Origin of the sequence: Lujinxingia vulgaris (assembly GCF_007997005.1) — a bacterium.
Classification (GTDB): Bacteria; Myxococcota_A; Bradymonadia; order Bradymonadales; family Bradymonadaceae; genus Lujinxingia.
Genome location: NZ_VOSL01000044.1, coordinates 56,511 through 74,681, shown reverse-complemented (window position 1 = coordinate 74,681; position 18,171 = coordinate 56,511). Strand labels below are relative to the sequence as shown.

10 protein-coding genes and 2 pseudogenes are annotated in these 18,171 nt (G+C 65.8%); 5 read left to right on the top strand and 7 right to left on the bottom strand.

The genetic code is table 11. The annotated features are described in order from the left end of the window. Nucleotides 1-55: 55 nt before the first annotated feature. The 7 genes and pseudogenes from FRC96_RS09605 to FRC96_RS09570 form a co-directional block, all read right to left on the bottom strand. Nucleotides 56-3,823 (bottom strand): hypothetical protein, encoded by a 3,768-nt coding sequence (locus FRC96_RS09605; protein WP_146974274.1) that lies wholly within the window; start codon nucleotides 3,821-3,823, stop codon nucleotides 56-58. Then, the gene (locus FRC96_RS09600) at nucleotides 3,820-4,932 is read right to left on the bottom strand and encodes an ABC transporter ATP-binding protein (RefSeq protein ID WP_146974273.1); all 1,113 of its coding nucleotides are present in this window, start codon (nucleotides 4,930-4,932) and stop codon (nucleotides 3,820-3,822) included. The genes FRC96_RS09605 and FRC96_RS09600 overlap by 4 nt, the downstream gene beginning before the upstream one ends. Beyond that, nucleotides 4,932-6,062, bottom strand: a complete 1,131-nt coding sequence (locus FRC96_RS09595; protein ID WP_146974272.1) for an ABC transporter ATP-binding protein — start codon at nucleotides 6,060-6,062, stop codon at nucleotides 4,932-4,934. Before FRC96_RS09595 ends, FRC96_RS09600 begins: the two co-directional genes overlap by 1 nt. A gap of 1 nt (nucleotide 6,063) precedes the next feature. Further along, a pseudogene (locus FRC96_RS22755) lies at nucleotides 6,064-6,735 on the bottom strand (ABC transporter permease); the annotation flags it as partial. 348 nt (nucleotides 6,736-7,083) lie between these two features. Further along, a pseudogene (locus tag FRC96_RS22750) lies at nucleotides 7,084-7,464 on the bottom strand (hypothetical protein); the annotation flags it as partial. 10 nt (nucleotides 7,465-7,474) lie between these two features. Then, a complete protein-coding gene (locus FRC96_RS09575; RefSeq protein WP_146974271.1) occupies nucleotides 7,475-8,497 on the bottom strand; it encodes an ABC transporter permease in 1,023 nt (340 codons plus the stop codon). A gap of 108 nt (nucleotides 8,498-8,605) precedes the next feature. Further along, the gene (locus FRC96_RS09570; RefSeq protein WP_230470098.1) at nucleotides 8,606-10,321 is read right to left on the bottom strand and encodes a peptide ABC transporter substrate-binding protein; all 1,716 of its coding nucleotides are present in this window, start codon (nucleotides 10,319-10,321) and stop codon (nucleotides 8,606-8,608) included. A 257-nt stretch (nucleotides 10,322-10,578) separates the two neighbouring features. Here FRC96_RS09570 and FRC96_RS09565 point away from each other — a divergent pair, with 257 nt between their 5' ends. From FRC96_RS09565 to FRC96_RS09545, 5 genes are all read left to right on the top strand, one after another. Further along, on the top strand, nucleotides 10,579-11,535 hold the full coding sequence (locus FRC96_RS09565; protein WP_146974269.1) for a hypothetical protein: 957 nt from the start codon (nucleotides 10,579-10,581) through the stop codon (nucleotides 11,533-11,535). A 235-nt stretch (nucleotides 11,536-11,770) separates the two neighbouring features. After that, entirely contained in the window at nucleotides 11,771-12,871 is a 1,101-nt protein-coding gene (locus tag FRC96_RS09560) for a hypothetical protein (protein ID WP_146974268.1), read from the top strand. 860 nt (nucleotides 12,872-13,731) lie between these two features. Continuing rightward, on the top strand, nucleotides 13,732-15,246 hold the full coding sequence (locus FRC96_RS09555) for a M16 family metallopeptidase (protein ID WP_146974267.1): 1,515 nt from the start codon (nucleotides 13,732-13,734) through the stop codon (nucleotides 15,244-15,246). Further along, the gene (locus FRC96_RS09550; RefSeq protein WP_146974266.1) at nucleotides 15,246-16,787 is read left to right on the top strand and encodes a M16 family metallopeptidase; all 1,542 of its coding nucleotides are present in this window, start codon (nucleotides 15,246-15,248) and stop codon (nucleotides 16,785-16,787) included. The genes FRC96_RS09555 and FRC96_RS09550 overlap by 1 nt, the downstream gene beginning before the upstream one ends. A gap of 112 nt (nucleotides 16,788-16,899) precedes the next feature. Next, complete coding sequence (locus tag FRC96_RS09545; RefSeq protein ID WP_230470079.1) at nucleotides 16,900-18,162, top strand: glycosyltransferase family 4 protein; 1,263 nt, start codon at nucleotides 16,900-16,902, stop codon at nucleotides 18,160-18,162. Nucleotides 18,163-18,171: the final 9 nt, after the last annotated feature.

Here is an 18,171-nt window from a genome sequence, read left to right as displayed (position 1 = left end):
CGGAAGGGAATTCTGACGAGGCACGTCCGGCACTCGGGCGCGCTGATACGGGCGGCTAACGGCTCAGGTCGGTCACAGATTCCAGCGTCTGACGCTCGGTGGCGAGTTCCACCGAATCTCCGCCCTTGGCAGCGGCCTCTTTAAGCTCAGCGCGAGCCTGAAGAGGCTGGCCGAGCTGAATGCGAGCGTGAGCCAGCAGGAGGTGCGCGCGGGCCTGCGCCACCGGATCGCTGGAGGGCGCTTCAGCCAGGGCGCGCGAGGCGTAGGCCAGCGCCTCAAAGGGGCGCGCCTGGGTGACGAGCGCGCGCAGGCGAAGCTGCACCAGGCGCGCCGGCCCATCGACGACCTCGTCCTGGTAAAAGGCCGAGGCCTCCGACTGCAGGAGGCGCTCCAGCTCTTCGAAGTGGCCCACGTTGAGCAGGTAGTCGCCCAGACGGACCAGCACCTCCAGACGCTCCACCGGGCCGGGGGCAGCCGTGAGCTCTTCGCGCAGCGCGGCTTCCTGCTCGGGAGCCGGCGTGGCCAGCGATGTGGCGAGCTCGTTGATCAGGCGCAGCCGGCCCTGCTCAAAAGGCGCGAGCTCCGCCGCGTGGTTTTGCAGCAGATGGTTGGCGAGGCTGGCGCGGTAGGCCAGTGAGGCCTCCGGGTTGCTCAGCGCCATAACCAGAAGTCCGCGTGTGGCCTGGGCTTCAAAGGCATCAGACTGGGCGCAGCGCTCCAGGTGGTAGCGGGCCGCTGGCGTGTCCCCGGCGTAGGCCGCGACCTCACCGGTGAGGCAGTGGGAGCGGTCACGGAAGCCAAAGAGCGCGTCGCCGCGAGCGTGCACGCGTTGCAACACGTCGATGGCGCGGGAGGTCTCATTGAGCGTGAGCAAGAGCGGCGTGAGGCGGCGCGCGATCTCGCGGGCCGCCTGCCGATCGTCGCCCCGCGAGCTCTGCGCAAAGAGCGCGTCGAGCGTGTCGACGTGGCTCTCGAGCTCCTCAAGGGTCCCGGCCTGACGGGCGGCGACCTCCAGCACTTCGGCGCGGACCATCGGGGCGACCTCGCTGGCGAGCTCCTCGAAGATCGCGAGCGCGCGGGCGGTCATGCGCCGCGCCTCATCCGGCACCCCCGCTCCCAGGTGGGCGCGGGCGGTGAGCGCGAGCGTTCGCGCGGTCAACACGCGCCCTCCCTCACTGATCGCGATCGTCGTCGGCAGATCATCGAGGTCGCGGCCAATCCGCTCACCGAGCTCCTGTGCCACCGCGAACTCACCACGGGTCAGCGCGAGCTCCAGAGCGAGGAGTTTGACCGAGATACGCTGCAGCTCACCGAAGTCTTCGGCCTGCTCCAGGGCCTGGACCTGAAGATCGGAGCCGAGCCGGGAGTTGCCCCGCATGACCTCGGCGTGGGCGCGGTAGAGGTTGACGCGCGCGGCGTGCAGCGGGCTCTCGGGGGGCTCGAGCATGGCGAGCGCCTCGAAGCGGCGCGCCTGATAGAGACGTTTCGCGAGCGCCAGGGAGGCGTCAAAGCCGGTGGTGCGCTGGTACTGCTGGCGCGCCGCGCTCAAAGCGCTCTCGCCGAGCGAGATGGCGAGGCGATCGAAGCCCCGCAGGTCAAAGGAGTCGGCCAGCTGCAGGAGCACCGCCGGCGCGTAGCCCCGCTCCAGCGAGGCGTTGAGCAGCTTAAACGCCTCATCGAGTTGGGCGGCGACGTCTTCGGGTCGATCGGACTCCACGTCGATGGCCGCGCCCAGCAGGAGCGCCTGGCCGTGGGTGATGCGCCAGGGGCCGGTGCGCGGCGCACGCGTCTGGATAAAGTCGAGCGCCTGGCGGGCACGACTGAGCTCGCCGCGTTGCAGAAAACGGTAGGCCGCCCGAAAGAGCGGCTCCACGCTGGCCGGCTCGGCGAAGTAGCGCCCGGCGACGCTCTCGCAGAGGTGGGCGAGCTCGGAGGCGGTGCCCTCCTCGCCAGCAAAGAGGGTCTCGGCGCAGATGCCCGAGAGCGCGCCATCGATGCGATCATCGAGCAGCGCCAGGGAGCTGCGGGCGCTGGCGCGCAGCACCGTCTCGCCAAGCTCCACGACCTCGCGGCCGCCGTAGGGGCGCGCCTGGTAGCGCTCCAGCGCAGCGAGCAGCAGGGCATCCCAGGCACGCAGGGCGCCGGCGCGGGCCTGCACATCGGCCCAGGCGCGCTCCCCAGGGGTCGGTGCGCCTTGCAGCTTCAGAACCATCTGCAGGGCGCGGGCCATCATCTCCTGCTCGGGTCGGCGAAGCGCCTGATGATCGCGCTCCCAGCGGCGGTACGCCCGGAGCGCGGCGTCGTTGGCCCCGTTCACATAAAACGCGTAGGCCGCGTCGAGGGCGAGCTTGCTCTCCAGGCGCTGGCTGCCGGCGTCGGCAAAGCCCTGGCGCGCAAGCTCCATGAGCTCTTCGGCCTGCTGAACCTCGCCATATTTCAGGGCGATCAGAGCGCGGATGCGAGCGATCTCACCGGCGCGCAGGGGATCTTCGATGCGCTGGACCTCGACATAGGCGCGGGCCATACGGGCCTGCGCTCGCTTGAGCCCGCCCTCGCGCCCGGCCCAGATCGAGGCCAGCGCGCCGAGCTGGTAGGCGCGCGCCCGGCCAAGTTCGCGTTGGGGAGAGGGCCAGCGACCAAAGAACGACGCGGCACGCTCGGCATAGATCACCACCGCGTCCCATTGCCCTTCATAGGCATAGGCGCGAGCGATAGCGAGCGCGGCGTCGGCGCCAAACCCCTCCACTCCGAGAGCGGTCTGGCGGCGAGCCCAGGCGCCGTAGCCCGCGGCGGCCTCCAGGTCGCGCAGCCGAAGCTCGGCGCCGCGCGCCGATCCGTCGACATTAAGCCCGGGGATCTGCCGCAGCATGTAGGCCGCCTTCAGCGGGTGGCCCTGGTACAGCGCCACCAGCGCCTGCAACGCCAGCCGACGGTGGGCGAGCGTGGCGTTTGCGCCGATCCGAAACCCGGACTCAGCAAAGGCCGGACGTTGGGAGGCCGGTCCAAATCCGGGCGCCAGCGCCCCGGAGCTCAGCCCGAGCATCAGGTCGTCGCCGGCGTCGGCGATCAGCAGCTCCGCGCCGCGCCCTGCCCCGACCTCTCGCAGCTCGGCCATGGTGCGCACGTTGTGTGTGCCACCGCTCTCCACCGCCTCCAGAAGCCCCTCGGTGGGGATGCCCATCGCGGTGTAGGTCGCCACCCGGGGCCGCGCGTCGCTTACAGGCCCCTCGACCAGCACCAGGTAAGGCCCCTGCCCGGCGTCAAAACGTTGCGTGGCCTTATGCACACCGCGAGCGTCCACCTCCAGGGTGCCCACGATGCGCTCGGCCAGGCTGGCTTGAGCGTCGTGGCCGGCTGCGCGCAGGACCACCGCGCTCTCGACGCCCTCCGGGAGCGGCCCCACCCAGCGGATCTCTTCGCTCTGACCGCCGGCCCACAGTCCGACCGTGCTCGCCAGGAGCTCATCGTCGAGGCTCTCGGCAAAGCGCACCTCGGGGTCGCCGACCATCGCCAGGTTAAACCAGGCCACGGGCACCTCGGTCAGCGCCAGCAGCTCGCCACTGCGCTCCCCGGTGGGGACCACCTCAAAGGCGTGCACCACCTGGTGATGCGTCACCAGCGCGTAGCGCTGCAGGGGCTGGCCCTGTGCGGCGACCACAAACCAGCGCCCCGAAGGGTCTTTGGTCAGCGAGGCGGTGGCCTCTTTAAAAGGCGCTGCGGCCAGCTCGCCCTCCACGCGCACCACGTCACGGCAGCCGCCGAGCAAAGAGACGGCGACCACGCCGCAGAGCGCGGCGCGAGAGAGGCGCGCAAGCCAGCTCATGCCGAGACCTCCTCGCTGCGCTCGGCATCGGGGGGCGGCGAGGCCGGCGATGAGGACGGGGTCGCGGGGCTGGCAGCCTTCTCGGAGGTCGCGCCGGCTTTGGCCCCTTTGACGCGCTCGCGCCGCATCGGCTCGTCGATCAGGTGGCAGGCCACATAGTGGCCCGGCTCGGCCTGCTCAAAGCGGGGCACCTCCATCGCACAGCGCTCCCAGGCGTAGGGGCAGCGCGTGTGGAACACACAGCCCGAGGGCGGATTCAGCGGGCTGGGTACATCACCCTCAAGCACGATGCGCTGGCGGGTCTTTTCCACCTCCGGGTCGGGGATGGGCACCGCCGAAATCAACGCCTCGGTGTAGGGGTGAAGCGGGTTGTCGTAGATCTGCCGCCCGTCGGCCAGCTCCGCCATCTTGCCCAGATACATCACCGCGATCCGGTCGGAGATGTGCCGCACCGCCGCCAGATCGTGAGCGATGAAGAGGTAGGTCAGGTTGAACTCGTTTTGCAGATCCTCCATCAGGTTCATGATCTGCGCCTGAATCGAGACATCGAGCGCGCTGATGGGCTCGTCGCACACGATAAAGCGCGGCTCACAGGCCAGCGCGCGCGCAATCCCGATGCGCTGGCGCTGCCCGCCGGAGAACTCATGGGGGTAGCGGCGGATAAAGCGCGGGTCGAGCCCGACGATCTCCATCAGCTCCTGGACCCGCTCTCGCGCCGCCTTGCCGCTGGCGAGCTTATGGACCTTGAGCGGCTCGGCGATGATATCGCCCACGGTCATCCGCGGGTTCAAGGAGCCGTAGGGGTCCTGGAAGATCATCTGCAGGTCGCGGCGCAGCGGGTGCAGCTCGTTCTCCGGCAGATCGCAGAGGTTCTTGCCGTCAAAGACGACCTTGCCCTCGGTGGGCCGGTAGAGCTGGATGATGGAGCGACCCGTCGTCGACTTCCCGCACCCCGACTCCCCGACCAACCCCAGGGTCTCGCCTTCATAGATATCGAAGCTGAGCCCGTCGACGGCACGCACCCGGTTGACCTCCCGGCGCACCAGCGCGCCGCGGTAGACCGGAAAGTGCATCTTGAGATTTTCGATCGTTAAGAGCGTCTCTGCCATTACGACCTCCCTTCGGCGTCGAGCTCGGCCAGCATGGATTCGTTGATGGAGCCGCGTCCCGCGAGCTCCTCGACCCGGGTTACCCGGGCGGTGGTGGCCTTCGAGCCCAGGCGAGCCTGGTAGACCTCGGAGGCGCGCCAGCAGGCCGAGCGGTGGCCGGGGGCGACCTCAAAGAGCGGCGGCCGCTCGCGTGTGCATTTGGAGACCGCCCAGGCGCAACGCGGCGCAAAGGGGCAGCCGGGGATCGGTTTGGAGGTATCCGGCGGACGCCCTTCAATGGGAATCAGCCGCTCCTCGTGACCGCGATCCAGGCGCGGGACGCTCTTCAGAAGCCCCACGGTGTAGGGGTGCCCCGGGCTCTCAAAGAGCTTGTCGGCGGCGGTCACCTCCATCACGCGCCCGGCGTACATCACGATGATGCGGTCGGCCATCCCCGCCACCACGCCCAGGTCGTGGGTGATGACGATGACGCTCGTGCCCAGGTCGCGGCGCAGATCTTTGATGAGCTCCAGGATCTGCGCCTGAATCGTCACGTCGAGCGCGGTGGTGGGCTCGTCGGCGATCAAGAGCTTGGGCTCGCAGAGCAGCGCCATGGCGATCATCACGCGCTGGCGCATCCCGCCGGAAAACTGGTGGGGGTACTGGTCGATGCGCTCGCGCGGCCCCGGGATGCCCACCTTCTCGAGCATGGCGATGGCCTTCTCGCGGGCCTCCTCCTTGCTCAAGCCCTGGTGGGTCTGCAGGGGCTCAATGAGCTGGCGGGAGATCTTCAAGAAGGGGTTGAGGCTCGACATCGGGTCCTGCCAGATCATCGAGATCTCGTTGCCCCGGATGCTGCGCAGCTGCTTCTTGCTCGCCCCGAGCAGGTCGCGCCCGTCGAAGGTCACCTCGCCACCGGCGATGCGGCCCGGCGGTGAGGGGATCAGCCCCAGAATCGAGATCTGGCAGACGGACTTGCCCGAGCCGGACTCACCGACCACGCCCACGCACTCGCCGCGCTTAATCTCAAAGCTCACCCCGTCGACGGCGCGAACCTCACCATCGTCGGTATCGAAGTAGGTCTTTAAGTCGCGGACCTTTAAGAGCACGTCGTCGGCGTGCTCGGTCCGGCTGGTGTCGTCACTCTTCACGTCAGTCCTTACGCAACTGCGGGTCGAGCGCGTCACGCAGCCCGTCCCCTACGAAGTTCAAGCTCAAGAGGGTGATCGCCAGCGCCGCCCCCGGGTAAATGATCAGCCAGGGGGCCGTCTCCATCAGCTGACGCCCTTCGCTGGCCAACGCGCCCCAGGAGGTCATCGGCGCCTGCACGCCCAGCCCCAGGAAGGAGAGGAAGGCCTCTTCCAGCATGACCGCCGGCACCGTCAGCGTGGCGTACACGATGATGGGGCCCAGCGCGTTGGGGATCAGGTGGCGGAAGATGATGTTGAATTTGGAGACGCCGATGGTCTGGGCGGCCTCCACAAACTCCTGACCTTTGAGGCTGATGACCTGCCCGCGCACAATCCGCGCCATCGTCAGCCACTGCACCGCGCCCAGCGCGATGAAGAGCAGAAAGATGTTCTGGCCAAAGACGACCATCAAGAGGATGACCAGGAACATAAAGGGCAGCCCGTACATGATGTCGACGACGCGCATCATCAGGTTGTCGACTTTGCCGCCGACAAAGCCCGCGGTCGCCCCGTAGCTCACGCCGATCACAAAGGAGACGAAGGTCGCCAGAAGCCCCACCGCAAGCGAGATGCGCGCCCCGAAGAGCATGCGGCTAAGCAGGTCGCGGCCGAGCTGGTCGGTGCCCAGCCAGTTGCGCTGCGGCCGAGGAAGGCCCTCGAACTGCTCGGGGGTAATATAGCCCTGCCCTTCGGTGTCCATGCGCGCCAGGATGTCGCGGGCCTCCCCGCGGCTGACGATGTCGACCAGACGGCCGGCGTCTTCAAAGTGCAAAAGGCCCGCCTCGTCGGCGTCGCAGGCGAAGATGTCCGGGTGGTCGATCGGCGCCATATTGCGCTTGATCGAGGACCACTGTCGGCACGCCGGGATGAACTCGGTCGGCGAGGGCATCGAGAAGGGAGCCGCGGCATATTCGTCGTAGTTGAGCGCCCCGTCGCCGTCGCGGTCGATGCGCTCAAACTCCCAGGTCTTGTACGCCAGCTCGATCTCGTCGGCGTTGACCCGGCCGTCGCCGTTGGCGTCGATCTTCTCAAAGGACCAGACCTCTTTGCTCAGCCGCCCGTAGTGGGTCGAGGGCACGCTGTAGGAGCCCGGGGGGCGCGGCACCACGTAGCTGTGCTGCTCCTCCTGGGTAAAGCGTGTGCCGTACTTGACAAAGAGGGGGTAGAAGATGGCGAAGCTCGCCATGATCGCCACGATGATCAGCCCGCCCATCGCCGCGCGGTTCTTCTTGAGCCGGCGAAAGGCGTCTTTCCAGAGGCTGGTGCCCTCGACCAACTCGTCCTTCGGAGGGGTTGGCTCGGGGGCTGCGGAGGCAGGACGCACATCGCCGTCGCTGCCTGTGGGGGGAAGATTTGCCGTCATAATTGCTCTCTCAGTCGTCGTAGCTGACCCGCGGGTCGAGCACCGTGTAGAGGATGTCGACGACCAGGTTCAAAACCACCAGCAGCGAGGAGTAGAGGATGATCGTACCCAGCACCAGGTTGTAGTCCCGGTTGAGCGCCGAGCGCACAAAGTGGGTACCCACGCCGGGAAGGTTGAAGATCTCCTCGACCACCACCGAACCCGTCAGAAGTGCCGCAAAGGCCGGTCCCAGGTAGCTGACCACCGGTAACAGCGCGCCTTTGAGCGCGTGGCGCAAGACCACGATCTGCTCGGTCAGCCCCTTGGCCCGCGCGGTGCGAATATAATCCTTGCGGATCACCTCCAGCATGCCCCCGCGGGTCAGGCGCGCGATGTAGGCCGCGTAAAAGAGGCCGAGCGTGATCGAGGGCAACACGCTGTCCGACCAGCTCTCCCAGCCCACCGCCGTGAACCAGCCGAGCTTGAGTGAGAAGAGCATGATCAGAAGCGGCCCCAGCACAAAGTTCGGGATGCTCACCCCGACCATCGCCACGGTCATCACCCCGTAATCCGGCAGCGTGTTCTGCCGCAACCCGGCAATCAACCCGGCCGGCACCCCGATGAGCAGCGCGATCAAGAGCGCCTGAATACCCAGCTGAATCGTGTAGGGGAGCGCCGCGCCCAGGGTCTCAAGCACCGTGCGGTCGGTGACCATCGAGCCGCCCAGGCTGCCCTGGAGCAGCGTGGCCACGTAGATCACGTACTGCGTCTCGCTCCACTCCGAGAGGGGCAAGACCTCAATCGGGCCGAGCACCAGGCTTCCGGACGACTCCCAGTACTGGCAGCCCTCCAGAGGGGTGAGCGGCGGGGGGTTATGCACCGGAAAGATCGGGCGATCGAGCGCGTGCTCTTTGATGCAGGCGCAGGCGTTGGCCTCGCGCTCCTGCAGACAGGGGTTACTGGGGGCCTGGCGGGTAATCCACAGCGAGAGGGTGATGATGATCAGAATCACCACCACCGAGCTGAGGAGGCGCCGGATGATAAAGCGGGTCACTGCACTCTCCGCGTTCGTCCTGAGGGGGGAGCGCCCGACCAGGCCGGTCGGGCGCTCATAAAAGCGGGCCGCGTCGTGGAAGGGGCGCAACGCGCCCCTTCGGACGGGTTACTCGGAGGCTTCCGTGCCTTCGGCCGCCGGGGCCTCGGGCAGGCTCATGTATTTGAGGAGGTGGATGTCGCGGTTATGAGGCTCAAAGCCTTCGAGAAAGCGCGAAACCAGCACGTTGTTGGTGTAGTAGTAGACCGGAATCACCGGGCCGCGCTCCAGCACAATCGCCTCGGCCTGGGCCAGAAGTTTCATGCGCTGCGCCGGATCGCGCTCGGCACGGGCCTGGTTAAGCAGCGCGTCGTACTCCTCGTCGCTCCAGCCGGTGTTGTTGTTGCCGTTGCCCGTCTCCCACATGTCCAGAAAGGTCATCGGGTCGTTGTAGTCGCCGATCCAGCCGGCGCGGGCGATCTCGTAGTTCATCGAGGAGACGTCCTGCAGGTAGGTGCGCCACTCCTTGTTCACGAGCTGAATGTCGATGCCCAGGTTGCGCTTCCACATCGACTGCACGGCTTCGGCAATCAGCTTGTGGTTCTCATCGACGTTGTAGAGAAGCTGAATGCGCGGGAAGCCCTCCCCATCGGGGTAACCCGCCTCCGCCAGCAGCTCTTTGGCCCGGGCCACGTCATAGGTGATGCCCTCGCCAGGCGACTCGTAGCCGGGCAGGCCCTGGGGCACGAAGTGGTTGGCCACGGTGAAGAGGTTGTTCATCGTGTCTTCGACCAGCGAGCGGCTGTCCACCGACATCGCCAGCGCCTGGCGCACGCGGTTGTCGGTCAGCGGGCTCTCCTCGTCGGTGACGTTGATGCGGTAGTAGTAGGTGCCCAGCATCGGCTCCTGCATGTAGTCCGGGTGGGTCAGAAGCCCCGTGATCTGCGCCACCGGAAGGCTCGTCCCACTCCAGTGCAGCTCGCCGGTACGATACGCGTTCACCGCGGCGTTGGTGTCCTGGATGATGCGGATGCGCGCCTGATCGAGCGCCACGTTGGCCTTATCCCAGTAGTTCTCGCTCTTCTTGAGCAAGAGATCCTGCTGCTCGCGGTAGCTCTCCAGCTCGTAGGGGCCGTTGGTGATGATGTTCTCGGGGCGAGTCCAGTCGTTGCCTTTTTCTTCGACGAGATCCATGGGGACCGGGAAGAAGGTGTAGAAGGCCACGAGCTCCGGGAAGTAGGGGGTGGGCTGGGTGAGCGTCACCTCCAGGGTACGGTCGTCAATCACCTTGACGCCGACCTCGCTCCATTCCGTCACCTCGCCCTTCGAGAAGGCCTCGGCGTTCTGAATCACCCACATAAAGCTCTGGTAATCGCTGGGGAAGTCGGGGGTGAGCACCCGGCGCCAGGAGCGCTCAAAATCACTGGCGGTCACGGCCTTGCCGTTGGACCATTTGGCGTCGTCGCGCAGCTTAAAGGTGTAGGTGCGGCCGTCTTCGCTCAGTTCAAAGGACTCCGCCACACCCGGCACGACGAGCTCGCTGGCGTCGTCGAGATCTTCGGTGGTCGGGCCGGGCATCATCAGGCCCTCAAAGAGATTGAAGGCGATGCGCCCCTCCGGCGCGCCGCTCATCCGCCCGGGATCGAGGGTCTGGGGGTCGGCAGCCACCGCGAAGGTGAACATGTCGGCCTCGGAGCCGGCCACGAACTCGGCCTGGCCGCCTCTGGCCTCTCCCTGACCGCCGGCGGCGGGCTGCTTCTTGTCGCAGCCCCACACGCTCAGCGCCATCGCCCCCACCAGCGCGCCTGCCAGCGCGCGCTTGCCCATCGTCTTTGCGGAAATCATCACCATCGTCTCAACCTCGGCGCCGTTGCGATTTGACTGAATTTTCTCTCAGTTAAGCGGGCTTGGTTGTACTGGCAGCGGGCCTCGGGTGTCAATCCGGCGGTGTGGCTGGGTGTCGGAACACAGGGACTGTCGACGCGCGGACGTTTCGGGCATTGCTGGTGCCAATGCTCCATCGAGGTCTACGATGCCCCCTCCTGACACCCGACATCTCAGGGGTGACCCCTGGACCGACGCCCGACTCTCGAGAGTTTTTGATGATTTTGATGATTGTGATGATTGTGATGATGAAACCCAGACGCCTGCCCCACGCCTTATCCCGCACGATGGCGTGCCTCGCCATGACGCCGTGGCTGCTCGCCATGCTCGGCGCATGCGCCCACCCGGCGCCCCCTCCTGCCGGAGACGCCGCGGCCGAGTCAGAGTCCGCCGAGGAGCGCGTGGAAGACGCCCTGCTCTCACCGTGGGTGCTCTCACCGGATGTGCTGAGCGACCCGACGCGCCAGGGCCTGCTTGAGGCGCGCTGTCAGGATGGCGAGGTCACATCCTGCATCTACGCCGGTGCGCTCGCTGAACACTGGGAGTCGCTGCGCAGCTACTGCGCGATGGGCGCCCACGATGCGTGCGCCATCCTGGGCACCTACGCCCCCTACGACGCGACGATGGCCGACGCCCATGAGGCCGCCGCGGCGCATATCCTTTATCGCACGTTGACGCTGGCCAGACCCGCCGATGCGCCGGGGGAGTTGGACACTGACGTTCGGCAAGCGCTCTACGACGCCACGGTTCACACCGACGACCCGTTGATTCGCCGTCAGATGAACTTTTTTGGACATCGCGCCCTCCTCGGCCGCTGCCAGGCGGCGCTCGACCGGCTCGAAGTCGAGCCCGGCAATCAGGACGCTGCTGCGATGGCCGGAAACCTCTGCGGCTACGCGCTCGACGCCATGAACGCCACCTCCGTCATGGTTGAGGACGATGCGTTTACGGTGGCTGCCCTGGCCGAGACCTCTCGCATCTACGGACGCCTCGCCAGGGCCATCGACGCGATGCTGCCCGCCAACGCCGCCCGCGCCTCCGGTGAAGCGGCCGACGCCGATGAGCGGGTCGCGCAGTACTATGAAAACTCCGACGAGGCCTACGCACGCGCAGCAGAGGTCATGAAGGCGTGTAGGTGCGGGCACTGGGCGTTGATCGAGGATTTTGTTCGCTGAACACGATCCGAACATGTGGCCCGACGACTTGTCGCCTGAACGTGCCCCCCCACCCGAGGTGGGGTCGAGGCGATGCCTTATCAAAAAACACCCACCCGAGATGGCGTCGGGGTACTCTGGGAGAGCGCGAGCCTCCGGGGTGGTCACGGAGGCACCGCTCGCCATAAGATAAGGATCCCTGCCACACGACCTCATCCGCGCTTCGGATGTGCCCGCTCCCATGTCTCGAGATGCCATGATGATTTTGGAAAACCGCCTCACCCTGCCCTCCATTCGCACAGCCAATCGTATCGCTTTTGCGACACTCCTACTGACAACACTGGGTGCATGCTCCCATCCCACTCCGGCTCCAGATACTCCGTCCACGGCGAACACGTCGTCCCAGGCGATTCCGTCTGACGACCGCGTGGAACCCCAGGCGATTCCATCTGACGAGCGCGTAGAAGAAGTAGAAGAGGATATCCTGACCGCCTGGGTGCTCTCCCCCGACGCGTTGAGCACGCAAGCTCGGCAGACGCTTCTCAATACGCGCTGTGAGCAAGGAGACCCTCAGGCCTGTATCTACGCCGGCGCTCTCGCTGAAGACTGGGAGTCGCTGCGCAGCTATTGCGCTCAGGACCATCAGGACGCCTGCGCAATTCTCGGAACCTACGCGCCCTTCGATGACGCAATGGCCAACGCCCATCAGAAAGCCGACGCTTCAATCTTCTACCGTATGCTCACGGCCGCCTGTCCGGGTGACGCCAACTGCGAGGAGTATCGTGACGCCGTGCAGGCGCTCTATCGTGAGGCCCGTAGCGACGCCCCACCTGCCGACGCAGAGTCGTCAGAATTTTTGACTGCTTTGGAGGGAAACGCCTACGAGGAGTCCTTGTGGGCTGACGTTAATAATGACGTCCTGCGCCACATCACTTATTTCGATGCGCGCTCTGCCCGCGATCGCTGCCACGCAGCCCTCGACAACCTTGAGGCGGACCCAAACCACCGCGAAACCGCAGAGCAGGCTGAGCTTCTCTGCCGAGTCTCCCTCACTATCGCGGTCTCTGCAGTTTTAAATGCCACAGATGACGCCCTCGCCGTGGCAGAGTTCGCGACGGCGTCTCGCCAGCTGGGTCATCTCGCACGGGCGATGCGCGCCATGCGTCCCACTGAGGTTGCCGACATCTTCAACGATGAGTTTACGCTGCGCGGACTTGTCTACAATGAGCCAACAAAAACTGAGGGCTTAGCCGCCCAGTATGAGCTAGACGCCAACAAAACCTACGAACGTGCCCTGGAGGTCATGAAGGCGTGTGGGTGCGGGCACTGGGCGTTGATCGAGGATTTCGTTCGCTGAACACGATCCGAACACGTGGCTCGACGACTTTTCGCCTGAACGTGCCCCCCCCCGCCCGAGGTGGGGTCGAGGCGATGCCTTATCAAAATACACCCATCCGATGGGGGGTCGAGGCGGTGCTCGAGGCCTCCAGCTCTCATTTTATGCGAGCCGAAGGCCCCCCATTGTGCCAACCTGTCACACCCAGCCCCCCCCCGGGCTGATGCCTGGTCAAAAACACCCCATCTGGATGGGGGGCCAGGGCATTAGCTGTGCCAACCTGTCACACCCAGCCCCCCCTTTTCCGATGGCATGTCGCAAAATACCACATCCGATGGGGGGTCGAAGGCGATGCCTTATCGGAAAACACCCATCCGATGGGGGGTCGAGGTGGTGCTCGAGGCCTCCAGCTCTCATGTTACGCGAGCCTGAGGCCTCGACGATGCCAACCTGGCACACTCAGCCCCCCCTGTTGGCGAATTTTGGTGAAAAAGACCCCATCTGGATGGGGGGGGGCAGGGCATTAGCTGTGCCAACGTGGCACACTTGCCCCCCCCTTTTTCGATGGCATGTCGCAGAAAACCACAAGCAATGGGGGGTCGAGGCGATGCCCGATGTGTTTGCGTCACGTCTTGGCGGATTCGGGGGGGATGAGCAATGGCCTGCACCTGTGTTTCGAGGCGGGGAATCGTCAGAACGCTCTTGCCGCAGGATCTGGCGAGCCGAAGCTCTGGCGCGTCACTGCCCGCGAGGCGGCCCGGTTGGCAGCCCCCCTTCGGTGGTGATAGACCTGCAGCCCTGTTGGTAGTGCCCGATGATGCGCTTTGATGGCGCATGAGCGTTGACTCACATTTCTCGAATTTTTTGAAAACGGAGATGGCATGACCTCGTACTCGATGGCCTCCGCCCCCTGGCGCGCGGCGCTTGTGGCGGCCGGCGCGCTGGCGCTGAGCCTGACGCCCCCGGTGGCGTCCCCTGCCCTGGCGCAGGACTCGCCAGACCCCGGCACGTCGCAGACGGTGGAAGCCGGCGACCTGATGGAGAGCCGCACCCTGGAGAACGGTCTCGATGTGATCGTGATCCCCGACCCCACCCTGCCGATCGTCACGATCGAGCTGACGGTGAAGAACGGCGCCTACACCGAGACCGATGAGCTCAACGGGTTGAGCCACCTCTACGAGCATATGTTCTTTAAGGGGAACGCGGTCATCCCCAACCAGGAGGCGTACCTGGAGCGGATGCGCGAGTTGGGGATCGTGTTCAACGGCACGACCAGCAGCGAGCGGGTCAACTACTTCTTTACGCTCCCGGCGGCCAACCTCACCCCGGGCCTGCAGTTTATGTACGACGCCACCACCTCACCGAACTTCGATGAGGCGGAGTTTGAGCGGGAGAAGCAGGTCGTGCTTGGCGAGGCCGACCGGGCCGAGTCGAGCCCCTACTACTGGCTCAACCGCGGGGTGGAGCAGCTTTTGTGGCATACCTACCCGGCGCGCAAAGACCCGCTGGGCTCGCGTGAGGCGATCGTCAACGCCACCGTCGCGCAGATGCGGCGCATGAAAGAGCTCTACTACGTGCCCAACAACTCGGTGGTGATGGTCGCCGGCGATGTGGAGCCCGAGGAGGCGTTTGAGGCCGTCGAGGCGGTGTTCGGCCAGTGGGAGCGCGCCGAAGACCCCTTTACCATTGAGCCCGTCCCGCCCCACCCTCCTCTTGCCGACGATGGCTACGTGGTGGTGGAGCGCGAGGTGCAGGTGCCGGTCTTCCAGTTCAACTGGCATGGCCCCTCGGTCGGCGAAGATCCGGTGGGAACGCACGCCGCCGACGTGCTCAGCTACATTTTGAGCCAGCCCACCAGCCAGTTTTATAAGGCGCTGGTCGACAGCCAGCTCACCCTGGGCGCCTCAAAGAGCTACTACACCCAGGCGTTTACCGGACCGATCAGCCTGACGGCGCAGGCGCTGCCCGAGCAGTTCTACGCGGCGATGGAGGCCGCGCTCGTGGAGGTCTCGCGCTTTGCCGATCCGGACTATTTCACCGACGCGCAGCTGGAGGCGGCCAAGACCATCCTGGCCGTGCAGGAGATCTACGGTCGCGAGCAGACCAGCTCCTTTGCCCACACCGTGACTTTCTGGTGGGCGGTGGCCGGACTGGACTACTACCGCAGCTACATCGCCGATCTGGAGGCGGTGACCCGCGAGGATATCGCCAACTACGTGCGCACCTACATCCTGGACCAGCCCATGGTCGTGGGGGCGCTGGCCAGCCCGGAGCAGATCGAGAGCCTGGGGCTGAGCGAAGAGCGCCTCCAGGAGGTCGTCGAGGGCGTGCGCGCTCGACTGGAACATGAATCGAGCGACGCGAGCGATAGCGCTGCAATTGAAGGAGGCCAGTGATGATGAACGCTTCGAACCTTTGGATGCGCTCGTGTGTCGCGCTTGGCGCGGCGGCCGTCGTGGCGGCCTGCTCCGGTGGCGCCCCCACCCCGGATGAGACCCCGAGCGAGACGACACGCTCCATTGCCAACGCCGATCGCCCCATCCCCGAGCTGCGCGAGCTGAGCTTCATTGAGGGATCCCCGGAGATCACCGAGCTGGAGTCCAGCGAGACGGTGCGGGTCACGCAGGTGGGCGCGCTCAAGGTGATCCACCGCATCACACCGGCCAACCAGGTGGTGGTCGCGCGGCTGATCACCGAGGGCGGTCAGGCCGGCCTCACCGAGAGCATCGCCGGCATTGAGCGCCTGGCGCTGGGCGTTGCCGCCGGCGGCGGCACGATGTCCACGCCCAAAGACGCCTTCAACGCCCGGCTTGACGGCGTGGGGGCCTCGGTGGGCTCCTTTGCCGGCGCGGACTACTCCGGGATGTCGATGCGCTCGGTGGTGGAACATTTTGACGTAACCTGGGAGCTCTTCACCCAGGCCGTGCTCGAGCCGGCCTTCCCCGAGGAGGAGGTCGAGCTGCAGCGCACCCGTCAGATCGCGTCGATTGAGAGCATCAAAGACGATCCGGACGCGCTGGTCGGCGAGGCGGTGGGCAACCTGTATTTCCGCAACCATGCGTATGAAAATCGCCAGATCGGTACGGTGGACTCGGTCAGCGCGCTGACCACCGAGGAGCTCAAAGCCTGGCAGCGCGGGCTGCTTGAGCCCGAGCGTATGCTGCTGGTGGTCGTGGGCAACATCGACCACGATCTTCTGGTCGAGCGCGTCGCCGAAAGCTTTGGGCGTCTTTCGCCCATGGACAGCGAAGCGCCGGGGGTGGCTGAGGTCGAGCACACCGAGCCCGCGCTGGAGGTGATCGCGCAGGAACTTCCCACCAACTACATCATGGGCTACTTCGAGGCGCCGGCGCTCAACGAAGCCGATTATCCGGCGATGCTGCTCGCCACGCGTTATCTGCGCGATCGCCTCTTTGAGGAGGTCCGCACCCGTCGCAACCTCACCTACGCGGTGTCTGCGGGCATGGCCTCGCGCAAAGAGAATTTTGGTTACCTCTACGTGACCGCCACCGACCCGGCGGCCACCCTGCCGGTGATGTTTGCGGAGGTGGAGCGGTTGCAAGACGAGATGGTCAGCGACGCGGCCCTCGAGAAGATCCGCAACGTCTTTTTGACCGGCCACTACATGAGCCTGCAGACCAACGCGAGCCAGGCCGGCATGCTCGCCGACCACGAGCTTCTTGGCGGTGGTTGGCAGGAGGCCGACGCCTTCCTCGACGCCATCAACGCGGTGACCCCGGCCGATATCCAGCGTGTGGCGCAGGTCTATATGAACGACTACCAGTTTGCGGTGGTCGGCAACCCCGAGGCGGTCCCCGGGGAGCTCTTTGGCGTGGAGAGCGATGAGGTCGAAGCGGGCCAGACCGAGGAGGTGGTGGGCGAAGAGGCCGATACCTCTGACGAGTCCGCTCCTGCGGAGGCCGAGCCCGAGTCCTGATGTAACACTTTAAAAACAAGCGCCACCCCCGACGATGACGGGGGTGGCGTTTTTTGTTTTTTTTTCGCTTTTGTTTCATGCGCTTCGACGTCTCCCCCTCCCCCATCGTGCCATGCCTTTCTCACCCGCTCATGCCATCCGTCAGCGCGTTCCGCTGGGACTTGATTCGCCCTCATCGGCCGACGTGCTCATCGACGCCACCGCCCTGGACACCGGTCACCGCGACCGGGGCATCGGGCGTTACGTTCACGGCCTGGTTCAGGCCATGGGTGCGCTGGAGCCTTTGCCAGAAGCGGCGCTCCTGAGACTGCACCCCGACGCTTCTCCTCGGCTTTTGAAAACCAGCAACAACGCTCAGGGGCCTTCCGACGGCGATCTTGCCACGCCGTTTCCAACCTGGACGCTGCGCCGCCCCCGCACCACCCACCTCGGGCGTTTTCTGGCCAACGAGCTCCGGCTGGCCCGGGAGCTGCGCCGCTCGGGCGCGAGGCTCTACCACGCCACCGAGCCCTGGTCGGCACCGGTGGGCGCAGGCTTTAAGACCGTGATCACCTGCCATGATCTGATCCCCCTGCAGTTTCCCGAGCATTATATGGGCAAGGGGCATCGCTACTGGCAGGTGTATCACCGCTACATGAGGCTTCGGGATCGCTGGCGGCAGCTCGACCATATCATCGCGATCAGCGAGGCGACGGCCAGTGAGTTAAAGCAACGCCTTAAGGTTTCTCCGGAGCGCATCACGGTGGTGCCCAATGGCATCGATCACGCCCATTTTAAGCCGGCAACGCCCGACGCCATCGAAGATCTGAAGCAACGCTTTAATTTAAGCGGACCGCTGGCTCTCTACCTGGGCGGCTACGATTTTCGCAAAAACACCGCGCTTTTGATCCGCGCGCTGGCCGAGCTCCCCTCCTCCACCGAGCTCACGCTGGTGCTGGCCGGGGGGGGCAACGAGGAGACGCGTGCGTCCCATGATGCGCTGGCCAGAAAGCTCGGCCAGGCACATCGATTGCGCTGGCCGGGCTTTGTCGATGATCGCGACCTTCCGGCGCTCTACGGCGCGGCTGATTTTTTCGTATACCCCTCCCTGGCCGAAGGGTTTGGGCTGCAGGCGCTGGAGGCGATGGCGTGTGGCTGCCCGGTCATCGCCAGCAACCGCTCCAGCCTGCCGGAGGTGGTGGGCGATGCGGCGCTTTTGGCCAACCCGGGCTCGGCCTACGGGTGGGGGGTGTCGATGAGCGCGCTCTTGAAAGACCAGGCACTTCGCGCGAGGCTGCGCGAGGCCGGGCTCCAGCGCGCGCAGAGCTTTTCCTGGGAGCGCTGCGCCCGAGAGACCGCCGCGCTCTATGAGCGCCTGCTCTCCTCCCAACCCTGAGCTGTAGAC

Excerpts from the sequence above, each read along its gene's own strand:
- FRC96_RS09605 (WP_146974274.1), bottom strand. The coding sequence starts at position 3,823 with ATGAGCTGGCTTGCGCGCCTCTCTCGCGCCGCGCTCTGCGGCGTGGTC.
- FRC96_RS09600 (WP_146974273.1), bottom strand. The coding sequence starts at position 4,932 with ATGGCAGAGACGCTCTTAACGATCGAAAATCTCAAGATGCACTTTCCG.
- FRC96_RS09570 (WP_230470098.1), bottom strand. The coding sequence starts at position 10,321 with ATGATTTCCGCAAAGACGATGGGCAAGCGCGCGCTGGCAGGCGCGCTG.
- FRC96_RS09565 (WP_146974269.1), top strand. The coding sequence starts at position 10,579 with ATGATTTTGATGATTGTGATGATTGTGATGATGAAACCCAGACGCCTG.
- FRC96_RS09560 (WP_146974268.1), top strand. The coding sequence starts at position 11,771 with ATGATGATTTTGGAAAACCGCCTCACCCTGCCCTCCATTCGCACAGCC.
- FRC96_RS09555 (WP_146974267.1), top strand. The coding sequence starts at position 13,732 with ATGACCTCGTACTCGATGGCCTCCGCCCCCTGGCGCGCGGCGCTTGTG.
- FRC96_RS09550 (WP_146974266.1), top strand. The coding sequence starts at position 15,246 with ATGATGAACGCTTCGAACCTTTGGATGCGCTCGTGTGTCGCGCTTGGC.
- FRC96_RS09545 (WP_230470079.1), top strand. The coding sequence starts at position 16,900 with ATGCCTTTCTCACCCGCTCATGCCATCCGTCAGCGCGTTCCGCTGGGA.